Genomic DNA, 13,905 nt, shown 5'->3' on the forward strand with positions numbered 1-13,905 from the left:
AAAAGAGAGAAAAGAACGAGACAATGATTTCAATGTAGAAAAAGGCGAACGCCTTTTTCTTCCCCGGATCTTCTTTCCTCTTCCCCTCTTTCTTTTTTTCTAGGAGCCTCTCAGGTTTGATAGGTCCCGCTTGAATGATGTCACGCGGACAAATATACTTTCTTGCTGAAAAAGAACCGCATGGCGTACATCCCGTTTTTATCCATGCACGCTTTTCACCTGCCACTTTCATTCTTTACTCATACCTTAACGCTTCTATCGGCGGTATCCGCACCGCCCGCAGCGCCGGAATCATACCGAATAGCAGACCTGCGCCGATGGAGAAGACAATCGTGTATTGCACCATCTCCAGCGGAATGCTGTTCGGCAAGATTGGGAAGTAGCGGTGAATCCAGTACATCGCCCCGTATGTGGCCGCAAGTCCGGCCATAGCGCCGACGACGCTTAGGAAGACGGCCTCGAACAGGAACTGGGTCAGGATGTGCCATGACCCGGCCCCGACCGCCTTGCGGATGCCAATCTCGCGCGTCCGCTCCTTTACCGTCAGCAGCATCACGTTCATGATGCCGATACCGCCGACCAGGAAAGCGATGCTCGTTATCGCCAGCGTAATGACGCCGACCAGGTCAAGCACCGTCTTAATCATATGAATCGCTTCCTCGGCTTTTACGAGATTGAAGTCTTTCTTCCCGTGGTTCTTGCCGATGACGTTGTTAATCTGCTTCTCGACCTGCGGGACGTTTTCCGCCTTTTTCGCGGTAAAGAACAGGAGCGAGGCGTTATCTACCTTGCCTACTTTCTCTACTACCGGATACGGCGCGTACACGCGGTCGTCGATATTAAATCCGAACATTTTCTTCTCGTCAAGCACGCCGATAATCTTAAATTCTTCACGGTTGACTTCCACCGTCTTGCCGACGGCCGGCTTATCGCCGAATACGTTCTTCTTGATATTGGAGCCGAGCACGATGACGTGCTTCTTCCTATTCAGCTCCTCCCGGGTAAAGAAGCGCCCTTCCGCTACCTGCATGTCAAGCACCGGCGGCAGGTCCGGCGTCGTGCCGGTGAAAATCATGTCATACCCCTTCTTCTCATGAACGAGTGCGCCCATTACCTCATTCTGCGGTGCGGCCTTGTCCACTCCTTTAACCTGCTTCTTTACGTCCATTGCGTCCTTATACGTCAGGGTGCTTGCAGACGGCGCGAACGAAGAGAAATCGGAGAGGCCGCTGCTGATAGCCTTCTTGTTCATGAGCTTACCGGGCACGACGGTAATCTGTTGAGCGCCGAGACCGGAGAATTGCTTCAGCAAACTCTGGTTGAAGTTATACAACACAGACATCATCGAAATCACGAGAAATGCGGCGACGGCAACACCGAGCAGCGCAAGGAACGAGCGGCCACGGTACATCCAGATGCCGCGCAATGCCATGCTAACATTCCGAAATATCATCCGAGGCCCACCTCTTTACCACGCACTTCACCGTAGGGGACGAGTTTACGGTCACGCACATATAAAATACGATCCGCAACCCGGGCAAGATCGTGGTCATGCGTAACCAGCATAATCGTCCGCCCCTGCTCATGCAGCTGCTTGAGAATGGTCACGACTTCCTGCTTCGAGCCGATGTCAAGGTTTCCGGTCGGCTCATCCGCCAGCAGGAGAGACGGCGATGTGGCAATCGCGCGGGCGATCGCCACTTTCTGTTTCTGCCCCCCGGACAGGTTGGCGGGCACGTCCTTTTTGCGCGCCAGCATGCCAACCTGTTCGAGCGCTTCATCTACTCTGCGGCGGCGCTCCCGGCCCGATAAGCGGGTATACTGCAGCGGCAGTGCTACATTTTCACCCACCGTCAGCCGGGGAACCAGCATGAATTGCTGGAAGATGAAGCCGATATGCCGGTTGCGGACAACGGCCAGTCTGCCGCCGCGGTGGCCGGTCATATCCTCGCCGGACAGCAGGTACGTTCCCGCATTCGGCTTGTCCAACAATCCCAGGATGTTCAGCAGCGTGGATTTGCCTGAACCCGAAGGTCCGAGTATGGATACGAACTCCCCCTGCTGTACATTCAGATTGACGTCCTCAAGCACCGTGATTTTCTCCCGCCCGTCTTTATAATGGCGGGAGATGCCTTTCAGTTCAATCATAATTGGACACGTCCTCCATAAACGGTTTGAGCTGGAAAACAATGTCCTGAACAATGTCGCGCGTGTCTACTGTTTTTAACTGTTCGCCCTTTTCATAGATGTCAAGCAGGATATCGGTCAGAATCTTCTGGTCTAATCCTCTGTCTGCGGTCTTTGTAATCAACAGATATCAACTCCCGTTACTTTTCCGCGCTGAGTGCCACCTCAAGCTTCAGCCGTTTTACGACGGCTTCCGCCGCTTTCTGACGGTTCTTGGCTTCTTCCAGATTAGCCGCCGGCAGTTGATAGGTCGGCACGATGTCTTTCAACATGGCCTTCAACTGCTCCGGATCGACCGGCATATAGTTGTTGGAGGCGGCCTGTTCCAATTTCTCAAGCTTGGCCATGAATTCCCTGACCGAGAAGGTGGACGGTTTGCCGATAAAGATGCGGTCGTGCGTTGTACCGGCCGTACCTTCTTCTGCGGTCAGCAGTTCTTCATACAGCTTCTCGCCGGGGCGCATGCCGATGTATTCAATCTTGATGTCGCGATCCGGCTCAAGTCCGGACAGGCGGATGAGATCATGCGCCAGCTTGGCAATCTTCACCGGCTCGCCCATATCCAGTACAAACGTCTCGCCGCCTTCGGCGATGGCGCCGGCCTGTATCACCAGCTGTACGGCTTCCGGAATCGTCATGAAGTAGCGCACCATCTCCGGGTGCGTAACGGTTACCGGTCCGCCCTCTTTAATCTGCTGTTTGAAGATTGGAATCACGCTACCGCGGCTGCCGAGCACGTTGCCGAACCGGACGGCGACAAACTTGGTCATGCTGCGGCGGTTCAGACTCTGGATAATCATCTCGGCAATCCGCTTGGTCGTTCCCATTACGCTGGTCGGGTTAACCGCTTTGTCCGTCGAAATCAGCACAAAACGCTCGACACCGAACAGGTTGGCGCACTGCGCCACATTTTTTGTTCCGATTACATTATTCTTAATCGCTTCGGCCGGGTTGCGTTCCATGAGCGGTACGTGTTTGTGCGCCGCAGCGTGGAAGACAACGGCCGGACGGTACTTGTCGAAGACTTCGACAATCCGCTGCCGATCCTGCACATCGGCGATGATCGTCTCGTATGCAAGATTCGGAAACTTGCGCTTCAACTCATTCTCGATAGCATAGATGCTATTCTCGCCGTGGCCCAGCAGCAGCAGTTTCTCCGGATTGAACCCGGAAATCTGACGGCACAGCTCAGAACCAATCGAGCCGCCCGCGCCGGTCACCAATATGGTTTTGTTGGTAACATATTCGGCGATGCCCTTCAAGTCGACCGCCACCGGGTCACGGCCCAGCAGGTCTTCCACGTTGACATCGCGAATCGTACTGATGGATACGTTGCCGTGGATAACATCGCTGACGCGCGGCAAAATCTTAATGTGAGCCGACGTTTTCTTGCAAATTTTAATAACATTGGCTATGTCCGTTTTTGCAGCGGACGGCAGCGCCAGAATAATCGTGTCAATACCCAGGCGTTTTACGATAGCCGGAATGTCACGGCGCGTACCGACGACAGGCAGTCCGCCTACTTCCATGTACAGCTTGGCCGGGTCATCATCGATGAACGCGACCGGATACAGCGTCGTATCCGGAAAGTGCTTTAGCTCTTTCGCCACCAGTGTCCCTGCGTCCCCTGCACCTACGATCAGCGCTTTTTTATGGTGCGGCTGAATTTTCACCTGATTGCCGCGCACGATGCGCCAGATGAGGCGGGAGGCGGCGATGCCGATGGTCGTCGTCATCCAGGACAGCAGGAAGATGGAAAGAGGAATCACCACATCCACCTCAAGCGCCCGTACCGCAACATACAGGACCAGGTTTACCCCGAGCGCGATGGTCGTCGTCCGGATAATCAGCACCAGCTCGCCGATGCTCGCATACTTCCATACCCGGCGGTACAGGTTGGAGAAGTAGAACACGGACCAGGTAACGATCCAGATAAGCGCCATGGCGTACGGCATGCTGTTCCAGAACGGCTCAGGAATGCTTCCTTCGAACCGCAACAGATAACTTACAAGCACTGAGCAGAGCACGATAAACGAATCGGCGGCCAGAAAAAACAGGATTCGTTGAGAATACTTCATTCGGTCCACCTCCGTTATTTTTCGCATAACACTCGCAGCGTGCGTTTCACGCTGGCAATGACCCGCTCCTGATCTTCCTCCGTGAGGCCGGAGCCGGAAGGCAGGCATAACCCGTTCGCAAACAATTCATCCGATACGCTGTTATATTCGGCATGGGGATAATATTTGCAGTCTGCAAACAGCGGCTGCAGATGCAGCGGCTTCCATACCGGGCGTGCTTCGATGTTCTCTTCCGCGAGCGCGTCCACAATTTGCACAGCACTGACGCCTGTCTGCTTCTCATCTACAGTTAGAGCCGTCAGCCAGCGCGTCATGAACCCTTCTTCTGCTTCCGGCATAAAAGTAATACCTGGTTCATCCGCAAATGCGGCCGCATAGCGATCGAATACGGCACGACGCGCTTTCACACGTTCGTCGAGCACACGCAGCTGGCCCCGGCCGATGCCTGCGAGAATATTGCTCATGCGATAGTTGTAGCCCATCTCGCTATGCTGGTAATGGCGTGCCTGGTCGCGGGCCTGAGTAGACCAGAACCGCGCTTTCTCCAGCGCTTCCGTATCGTCCGAGACGAGCATGCCGCCGCCGGACGTAGAGATGATCTTATTTCCGTTAAACGAGTAAATCCCAAACTTCCCGAATGTGCCGCTGTGCTTGCCTTTGTAAGTCGCACCGAGCGATTCGGCCGCGTCTTCTACCACCGGCACTCCGTAGCGGTTGCAGACGGCGAGCAGCGGCTCCATATCGGCGCTCTGGCCGTACAGATTCACAATGATGACGGCTTTCGGAAGTTTCCCCTGGATTTCGGCGTCCTGCATCGCACGTTCAAGTGCGACCGGCGACATGTTCCATGTCTTCGGTTCCGAATCGATGAAAACCGGAGTGGCTCCCTGGTACAGAATCGGGTTGGCGCTGGCGACAAACGTCAGGCTGGAGCAGAAAACCGTATCTCCGGGTCCTACGTCAAGCAGGCGAAGTGCCAGATGAATCGCCGCCGTACCGGAACTCAGCGCCAGCGCACCTTTTGCGCCCACGTACTCGGCCAATTCATTCTCAAAGCCTTCCACGTTCGGACCAAGTGGTGCAATCCAGTTGGTCTCGAACGCTTCTGCGATATAATGCTGCTCTTCCCCGCCCATATGCGGCGGGGATAAGAAAATGCGTTTCTCCATCATCTATGCCCTTCTTTCGCTCAAGTTTGATGCGTTCGCTTCCTGTCCCATAAACTTCGTCGTTGTCGCGTGTCCTTCTTTGCTGACGCCTTCCGAGCGAAGCACTTTGAAAAATGTCATCCACAGAATCTTCAGGTCGAGCCAGAAGGATTGATTCTCGACATACCAGACATCGAGCTCGAATTTCTCTTCCCAGCTGATGGTGTTCCGTCCGTTCACCTGCGCCCAGCCGGTAATGCCCGGCCGGACTTCGTGGCGGCGCGCCTGGCGCGGCGTGTAGCGCGGCAAGTATTCCATCAGCAACGGGCGCGGCCCGACCAGGCTGATGTCGCCTTTTACCACGTTGAACAGCTGCGGCAGTTCATCAAGGCTGAACTTGCGCAGCAGACGGCCGAATTTCGTCAGGCGCACGTCGTCCGGAAGCAGTTCCCCGTTCTCGTCCCGCTCATCCGTCATTGTCCGGAACTTGTAGATGTAGAACGGCTTGCCGTGAAGGCCGGGACGCTCCTGCTTGAATAATACCGGCGTTCCGAGCTTGCGGCGGACGAGCAGGGCGACTATCCCGATGACCGGCAGGGTGACCGTCAGCAGAGAAAGCGAGCACACAAGGTCGAATGTCCGTTTTACCATGCTTCTCACTCCGTTTTTTTAAAAATAAGGAAGAAAGGAGGAGGGAGAAAGAGGAAAGAAGATCCAGGGAAGAAAAAGGCGTCCGCCTTTTTCCGCATTGAAATTCTCTTCTCTCTTTTCCCTCGTACCGCAAAAGTCAGCCGCCCTTCCCTTCATTTTCATGGCAGGGTTATGGCTGAGATGCCATGGTGTTTTTTTTTTCACACTACTCTTGATTGCGCAGCAGTTGGTCTTCCGGTACGTCACGCAGCTTCTTCGCCGGGACGCCGACAACCAGCTCTTCTTTTTTCACATCGCGGGTTACGATGCTGCCCGCGGCGACCGTGCCGTCTTCTTCGATCGTGATGCCCGGCAGCGTGATTGCATTGGCACCGATACGTCCGCCGTCTTTGACGGTGACGCCTTTCATCTTGCCGAAGCGTTCTTTGCTGCGGGCCATATAGTTATCGTTGCTGGTCACAACGCACGGCGCAACGAATACGTGGTCGCCAAGATTGGAATAGGCCGTAATATAGCAATTGGTCTCAAGCTTGCATTTACGACCGACCGTGCAGTCGTTCTCAATCGCGACGCCGCGGCCGACAATCGTGCGCTCGCCTACCGTTACCCGCTCGCGAATCGTCGCAAGATCCGCAACGAATACATCGTTCTCCAGCACCGCACCGGCGTAAATGATGGACGATGTGCCAATCGTGCAACCATTGCCGATCACCACCGGCGGATTCTTCTTCACTTCTTTTAATACGGAATTCTTCGCTTTCGTCGGCTGTTTACCGATAACCACGTTATCCTGGATGACGACATCGTCTCCAATTACGCTGCCTGCGTAAATGATAACGTTATGGCCGACGGTGACGTTATTGCCCATTACGACCGTATCTTCAATAATCGTGTTCTTTCCGAATGTTACGTTCATACGTTATATTCCTTCCTTTCGCGGTTCTGTAGAGTTTGCACCGGCTGTACCTGTGCCTGGCTTACATTGCGGCGCGGAATGTCTTGTTCAATGACATCCATCAGGCGAAGCGCAAGCTTTCTCCATGCGTGGTTGTTCTCGACGTAGGCCCGTCCCTTCCCGCCCATCTCCTTGAGCGCGGTCCGATGGAGTGCTAAGAACTGCAGCGATTCAGCCATCTGCTGTGGCGTACTGACTTTCAGACCGGCACCCGATGTTTCAATCGGGGTTTCATCAAGCTGGCAAAGCAGGACAATCGGAAGCGAGGCCGCCATGTAGTCGTACATTTTGTTCAGGCTGAAGCCCCATTTGTAAATTTCCGCATCCTGCATGGAAATCACTCCTACATCGGAACGAAGCAGGATGGTCGGGATGTCTTCTTTTTTGACCGGCGGAACGAATGTGATGTTGGTGAGCTTCTCCTGTCTTGCCCTCTCAACCAGCCGTTGTTTTTCCGGGCCGTCGCCAACCATGACAAAATGAACGCGGCTGTCTTTGTTTTTGAGAATGCCGGCCGCGTCCAGTACCGGATCAAGATGGTTGGCGATGCCGTGTGCTCCTGTATATGTGACGATCAGCTTTCCTTCTAGAGAAGCGAAGACTCGCTCCAGGTCCTTAGAAAGAAGCGTATCCGTGTTATACCGATCCAGGTCAGCCCCGTTCGGCAGATACAGCACTTTTCCGGTGTCGATGCCCTGCTGGGCCACGTACCTGTCCGCTTTGTCAAACAGGACGATGATGCGTTTTGCGTTTCTATATAAGAAGTGTTCCAGTTTCCGCAGCATCCAGACTACCGGATTGCGGCTGGAAACCTTGCCTAGATCGATTAAGGTTTGCGGCCAGAGGTCGCGTTCTTCGAAGTAAAAGGTACATTTGTATTTGCGAGCCAGCATGCAGCCGACAAATGCCGCCAGCGGATGCATAAGCGTACCGATGATTAGATCGGGCTTTTCGCTTCTTTTTTTGCCAAGTATGTACGATTGCACGGTGTAGCTCAGCATGTTGGCGACCCGGCGCCAGTCGTTGCGCCTGTATTCCGGCGTTTTAATCCAGACGAAGCGGACTCCGTTATACCTCTCTTCCTTCCACTTCACATCTTTCTCCGGAATGTAGCGCTCTTTGCGCTCCTGGTGGGAGAAAGAGGAGGCGAAGATGGTTACGTTATAATTGTGTTTTACAAGCTCTCTTGCCAGGTCGTAATGACGAGTGCCTCCGCTTCCGCCGGGTGCGATGGCGTAGTGGTTGAAGATCCAGATGTTCATGGTTTTTCTCTCCTCCTTTCCTTTAAAAAACTTATATTTCACAGAATACGCGGAGCAGCATATTCCTTCTTTTTCGCTTCGGTTGACTTTCTACGCAGAAGCAAGACTGTCCGCACCGCCACATCCAAAAGCGGCTCCCACAAAACATCTGGGCGTCTCGAAGAGGGAGACAGTTGTGCTCGCGATTTCGCTTTTGGATGCGGCGGTACTGGGAAGAAAGTCAAAAGGCGCTTCAAAAGAAGAAACATGCCGCTGCCACTTATGTCTGTTAAGGATAAAACCGTTTTTTGTAAAGACTGGGAAGCAGAAACCTTGCCTCCCTATTGCTATTGAGAGGACGCTCGTTTTTGCAAAGAAACCGTCCGGCGGGAATGCGGTTCGAAGCCTTCGTACATAGCGATGAGTTTTTTGGCTTCCATTTCCCAGCTGTACTTTTGTTCAATGGCGCGGCGTCCGTTGTCGCCCATGCGTTTGGCTTCTTCCGGATGGTCGACGAGATACTGAATGGCTTCGGCGATTTGTTTCTCATCGAGCGGGTCGACGCAAATGCCGCATTCGTTACCTTCGACGATTTCGCGCCAGAGCGGGAAGTCGGATGCGATGACCGGAATGCCGGCGGCCATGTATTCGAACATCTTAACCGGAAGCGCATCTTTGTAGTTGATAATCGGATGCAGCGTAACCAGTCCGGCCATGCCCCGGGCCAGTATCTGCTGCACTTCCTCGCGGCTGACATGTCCGAATTCATTCACCTGCTCCCAGCCCGCGAGCTTCGTCGTTTCATTCCGCAGCGATTCCGGAATGAACTTGCCTGCAAGAAGCAGGGTGGCGTTCGTATGGCCCATTGCTCTGACCATTTCCTTGATACCGCGGTTCACGCTAATGCCGCCGACATACGTGACGGCATGCTCTTTGCGTGACCAATCCTGCTCCGGTGCCATGAATTCAGCCAGAAGCGGATAGTTGTTAACGTACATGGCATGGCAGCCGATGCTCGCGAACCGTTTGCTGATGAACGGTGTTGCGGCTGCAATGGCATCAAACCGTTTCGCTGCGAAATTCTCGAACGCTTCGAACATGCGGGAGATGGTTTTGCGCAGCGGCGCCGGAATCCAGTATTTCGAAAGAATCTGGCGCGGTACGTCTTCGTGAACGTCGTAGATGACTTTTTTGCCTTTCATCTTCAACAGCAGGCCGACCGGAAGCAGTTCCGGGTCATGGAAATGGTAGGCGTCCGCATCAATCTCAAGCGCTTTGCGGTAGACGGCGCGCACGGTTTTCGTCATGCGGTTCAGCCTGCCGCGGCCGCGTTCAATCGAGTGGAATCGGACACCGTTGTGTACGCCCTCGGGGGCATCCGGCGCGACGAGATGCGTCTCATATCCGGCACCCGCGAGCGAGCTGCATTCTTTTGTAAAGATCCGTGTATCCATCGGCGGATGAACAGATGTGAGATGGCAGATTACTAGATTTCTCATGGGTCACGCTCCAAGTTTTGTTATAGGAAGAAAAACAAACGGCACTTTTGGTAAGAAGAAAAACAGGGTAAAGACACGCCCGTGCTTTTCCTCAAAGAAGTAGATCTGTCCGCGCCCCCTTTCCGTCAAAGCGCGCCGACAAAACATCTGGGCATCTCAGGGATGGAGACAATTGTCGGCGTTTTTCCGCTTTGTCGGAAACGGCGCTGAGCAAGGGAAAAGCAACGTCTGTGTTTTTACACCTGTTTTTCTTCATAGCCAAATGAATGCTGGTATTCTCATGTTTTTCTTCCATAAATCAAAATCTATTTTCTAAATGAAGTTACATAGGATAACGAAAGGTTTGTATCCTGCAACTCTAGCGAAGAAACTGTTTCTTCTTTGTCTCGGACTTCCTTCTTCTTTACTCCCGGCAGGACGTAGGCGAGCAGGAGGGCAAGAAGGATGCCGTGGGTGAGCAGCGTGGTCAGCAGAGCCGAGTTGGACAATGCAAACGCCGGGATGCCGAGAATCAGGCACTTAATCTGATACTCTGAGTGGCGGGTAATGCTATCGAATATCCAGAGCACAGCCGAAAGCAGCAGGGTAAAGATGAAGATACCCATGTATCCAAAGTTGGCGAAGCTATCGGCCCACAGGTTGGCGTTCGCCGCCGTAGAAGCGCTGCCCATGTATTGATAGCCGATTAAATATACCGGCTTCAACGAGTATGGATAATCTATGAAACTCTTAAATATGCTGTGCGCCAAATACACTTTCGGGTTACTGGAGAAGAACTCGAAGTAATATCCCGTCAGAAGCCCCGGCGTCAGAATGAGGCGGCGCACAAACAGCGATACGAACGCTATCTCATTAAGGAACCAATCCACGATGACACATAACACCGTAAATATCGTGGCGCCGTACAGTATGCTGGTGCCGAATCCGCCCTTCTTGCGGTTTAGCAGGATCAGCAGCACAACGTTCAGCAACAGCGAAAAGAAGATACTTTTCTGTCCGGTAATCGAGAAGATAACCAATTGGCCGAACAACCCGGTCGCCACAAGACCTGGTTTGCGGAGCACCAGGCCATATGCCATAATCAGCGGGTTGATAACGCCCGCCTGCCAGGCAATGGCATAGGAGACGGCTCCGCCGCCACTCTCTTTGTACTTCTCCCGCACATCATACACGTCGGCCAGCGCCGCGACATCAAACCGGATGCCGTACGTGCCGACAATCAGCGCATAAAATACGGCACTAACCAATGCGATGCCTAACCAGAATAAGATTGGCGGCAATTCCAGGCGGCGAATCGGCAGATAAGGCAGATGCGTAGACGCTCCCAGAATGGCAAATGCACTCAGCATGGATAACAAAAAAGCGACAAGCTTCCCTGTCTCCACCGTTAACGTGTAGAACGGGATAATCGACGCCGGAATATATACCAGCACATACAAGATCCAGTAGACGACCTGCGAGGGACGTTCCACCGCAATCGGCATCCACAACGCGGGCAGCGCCGCAGCGGTAAATCCCAATATCAAAAGCGGCGTGAAAGCCGGATAATAGACATAGCCCATATACGCGAAGTACGGAGAGACCAAATCGATGTATACCCAGCTCAACAGCGCTCCGTAAATCAGAGCGCCGAAAAGCAGGATGATTCTATTCTTGATGTTGTTCATGCTGTATCCCTTTTCTGAAATGTTGGATGACGGCACGGGCGGACAAGAAAAACAGCACGACGTAGCAGACGAACATGCCTGCCCCGTAGATGATGATTGCTTCACGGGCCGGAAGCTTCAGCACGGAAGATAGCACCAGGCCGCCGATAATGACGACGAAGCGGAAGATATCCCAGGCCAACTGTATTCCCTGACGCTCCAGCATATTGAGTGTCTGCGAAAGCGGCACGACGACAAATTGGGCGATAAAGCCTGGCGCCATAATTTGAATGTAGACGCCCGCCTCTTTCCATGCGTCGCCGAAGATAAGTTCGAATGCCCACGGTGCGATTAGTGCCAGCAGACCGATGGGAATACCGCCGAAAAGTAGCAGCTTGCCCGCCGCTTTGAAATACAGCTTCTTCAGCTCTTTCGGATTCTCGCGCGCCAGGCGGGCCGACTCGCCGAAGAACACCTGGGCGACCGATTGACCGACCATTGTCATCGGCGCACCGACGACCCGCTGTACCAGTGCGTAAAACCCGCCGATTTGCGTGCCGAAAAACGCAACAAGCAAGAGCGGCGGCAACTGAAGGCCCGCACTATTAAAGAGCGACGAGAAACTGGTCAGCAGCGGGAACCGTTTGTAGCGGACCGCCATCTGCTTCATGCGGGCACCACAGACAGCCCTAAGCGATTCACGGTCCGTCCGCAGGACATTGCGCGCCAGCGTTCCGCTTCCGCCGATACGACCGATGGCGTCACCGAGCAGAAGTCCCAGCGGACGCCAGGCCATAAGACCACAGGCGATCTGCGTAATCACCTGTGTGGTGCTCTGACGCACTTTCGTGGCGGCAACGCGGCCAAATTCCCGCTTGCGCACCGACCAATAATTTAGAATTTGATAAAGCCCGACGCCGAATACGCTGCAGGGCAGAAGCCAGAGATACGGACCCAGCGCGGGAGCGTTGACCCACTGCACGAGCACGTCTCCAAACATCCAGACGAAAGTCCCGGTAAGAGCGGTCATTCCCACCAGCGTAAGCAGTGATAGAACCATTATGTTCGCCGCGTCTTCTTCTTTTTCCGGTAGGAGAATGGCCAATTCATAACGTAATGATGCTATCACTGCCAAAACTGAAAGCAATGAAGCATATACGGCCAGCGTTCCGAAATCGTCGGGTCCGTACATCCGGGTTAACAGCGGAGAGACTGCCACGACCAGCAGTTGGGCGAATGCGGTTCCTCCTGTTAAGACAAGTACATTGCGAATAAACGTTTTCCCGAAAAAAAACTTCTTTACCCGCGTCATAATTCCAGCATTTTCAAGCAAAGGTGTATTGTTCACTCCTTTCTTCCCGCTAGTCTTTTATCTTCACTTCCATTCCGCCCGACAGGTTCATCAACAGTTCCTTCAGCTTTAACTGCTGCTGCGACGACGCATGCTTAAGCGGCTCGTCCGGTCCGTTATAGATGCCCGCCACACTCACGATACTCGGCAACTGATGCGCCATCTTGCCGTATACGTGGCGGATACGATCCGAATCAAGGAAGGTCCACCAGCCAAGCAGCAACGTGCCTGACAGCTCGTACGGACCGTATCCATTGTTCGGTCCAAGACTCTGATAACCCCAGCGGTAGACCCCGTTCCGCCCGTCGATAAAGTTCTTCGTCCGGTAGGCGGGGAACTCGCGTGTAGGCTGTACCAGCACCTGCTCGTAAAACTGCTTTTCCATACCTTTACGCAGCGTTTCGTAAAAGCTTCGCTGCGGTGAATCTTCCTTTTGGGCCTGCGACAGACTCAAAAGCCAGAGCGGGAAGCGGTGGCTGTGCGACGTATCCCAGGCAATGTCCTTCACCGGAGCCGGTTTCATATTCCGCTTCTTCTCCCGCCGTCCGGCGTACAGATAATCCGGATGATCCGACCAGACACCCGGCTGGAACACCCAGCGGCCTTTGCCTCTGAACTTAACGCCTTTGCGGAACGCTTTGTCCGCCACAGTCAGCACGTCGGTAATCAGCGGTGATTCAATTGAACCGTTGAATGTCTCACGCTCGTATGTTCTAAGGTCTGCTGCGATTGCGAATAGAAACAATTCTTCATCCGTAATCGCCTTTTCATAGTTCTTTTTCGTTTTTGGGTCGGAGAGCTTCCATAAGACACGCTCTTTCATACCCCCGGCAAACGGTTTCCGTCCCCATTGCCAGGCTGGCTCTTGCTTCCACACCCTTTCCACTTCCCGGTACAGAACAGAGGGCAGATAAGTCGGAATCAGCTCCTCTTTTCCGGACTGTGCCGCCAGAACAAGAAAACGGCTGGAAAGATATACATACTGCAGCCTTCCCAGCCTATCCTCTGCTTTCCCGTTCCGTTGTGCCGCTTCAAACCGGGCAAATTCCCGGGCGAAATGCCCGGAGAATTGCTGCATCCAGTTCCTTTCATGCAGCGTAAATGCCGCATGCAGCGGTACCATCAGCAATTGTCCCGCATCGTACATCT

At 53.7% G+C, this 13,905-nt stretch carries 12 protein-coding genes; all 12 read right to left on the reverse strand.

What is annotated here, in order from left to right; translation table 11 throughout:
- Positions 1–235: 235 nt before the first annotated feature.
- On the reverse strand, positions 236–1,453 hold the full coding sequence (locus ADA01nite_RS17140) for an ABC transporter permease (RefSeq protein ID WP_146811517.1): 1,218 nt from the start codon (positions 1,451–1,453) through the stop codon (positions 236–238).
- Positions 1,450–2,148 carry an ABC transporter ATP-binding protein gene (locus ADA01nite_RS17145; protein WP_146811518.1) on the reverse strand — a complete coding sequence of 233 codons (699 nt, stop codon included), beginning with the start codon at positions 2,146–2,148 and terminating at the stop codon, positions 1,450–1,452. The genes ADA01nite_RS17140 and ADA01nite_RS17145 overlap by 4 nt, the downstream gene beginning before the upstream one ends.
- On the reverse strand, positions 2,141–2,311 hold the full coding sequence (locus ADA01nite_RS22220) for a YwzD family small protein (RefSeq protein WP_170230355.1): 171 nt from the start codon (positions 2,309–2,311) through the stop codon (positions 2,141–2,143). The genes ADA01nite_RS17145 and ADA01nite_RS22220 overlap by 8 nt, the downstream gene beginning before the upstream one ends.
- Positions 2,312–2,327: 16 nt before the next feature.
- Complete coding sequence (locus ADA01nite_RS17150; RefSeq protein WP_146811520.1) at positions 2,328–4,265, reverse strand: polysaccharide biosynthesis protein; 1,938 nt, start codon at positions 4,263–4,265, stop codon at positions 2,328–2,330.
- A 14-nt stretch (positions 4,266–4,279) separates the two neighbouring features.
- Positions 4,280–5,437 (reverse strand): DegT/DnrJ/EryC1/StrS family aminotransferase, encoded by a 1,158-nt coding sequence (locus ADA01nite_RS17155; protein ID WP_281286035.1) that lies wholly within the window; start codon positions 5,435–5,437, stop codon positions 4,280–4,282.
- Complete coding sequence (locus ADA01nite_RS17160) at positions 5,438–6,064, reverse strand: sugar transferase (RefSeq protein WP_146811522.1); 627 nt, start codon at positions 6,062–6,064, stop codon at positions 5,438–5,440.
- Between the two features lie 205 nt (positions 6,065–6,269).
- Complete coding sequence (locus tag ADA01nite_RS17165) at positions 6,270–6,980, reverse strand: N-acetyltransferase (protein ID WP_146811524.1); 711 nt, start codon at positions 6,978–6,980, stop codon at positions 6,270–6,272.
- Complete coding sequence (locus ADA01nite_RS17170) at positions 6,977–8,281, reverse strand: glycosyltransferase family 4 protein (RefSeq protein WP_146811526.1); 1,305 nt, start codon at positions 8,279–8,281, stop codon at positions 6,977–6,979. The genes ADA01nite_RS17165 and ADA01nite_RS17170 overlap by 4 nt, the downstream gene beginning before the upstream one ends.
- A 326-nt stretch (positions 8,282–8,607) precedes the next feature.
- On the reverse strand, positions 8,608–9,759 hold the full coding sequence (locus ADA01nite_RS17175; protein ID WP_146811528.1) for a glycosyltransferase family 4 protein: 1,152 nt from the start codon (positions 9,757–9,759) through the stop codon (positions 8,608–8,610).
- A 305-nt stretch (positions 9,760–10,064) separates the two neighbouring features.
- Positions 10,065–11,426 (reverse strand): hypothetical protein, encoded by a 1,362-nt coding sequence (locus tag ADA01nite_RS17180; RefSeq protein WP_146811529.1) that lies wholly within the window; start codon positions 11,424–11,426, stop codon positions 10,065–10,067.
- Positions 11,407–12,753: a lipopolysaccharide biosynthesis protein gene (locus tag ADA01nite_RS17185; RefSeq protein WP_146811531.1), complete on the reverse strand. Its 1,347-nt coding sequence runs from the start codon at positions 12,751–12,753 to the stop codon at positions 11,407–11,409. Before ADA01nite_RS17185 ends, ADA01nite_RS17180 begins: the two co-directional genes overlap by 20 nt.
- A gap of 13 nt (positions 12,754–12,766) precedes the next feature.
- The gene (locus ADA01nite_RS17190; RefSeq protein WP_146811533.1) at positions 12,767–13,903 is read right to left on the reverse strand and encodes a hypothetical protein; all 1,137 of its coding nucleotides are present in this window, start codon (positions 13,901–13,903) and stop codon (positions 12,767–12,769) included.
- Between the last annotated feature and the right edge of the window lie 2 nt (positions 13,904–13,905).

The organism is Aneurinibacillus danicus, assembly GCF_007991215.1.
Lineage (GTDB): Bacteria > Bacillota > Bacilli > Aneurinibacillales > Aneurinibacillaceae > Aneurinibacillus > Aneurinibacillus danicus.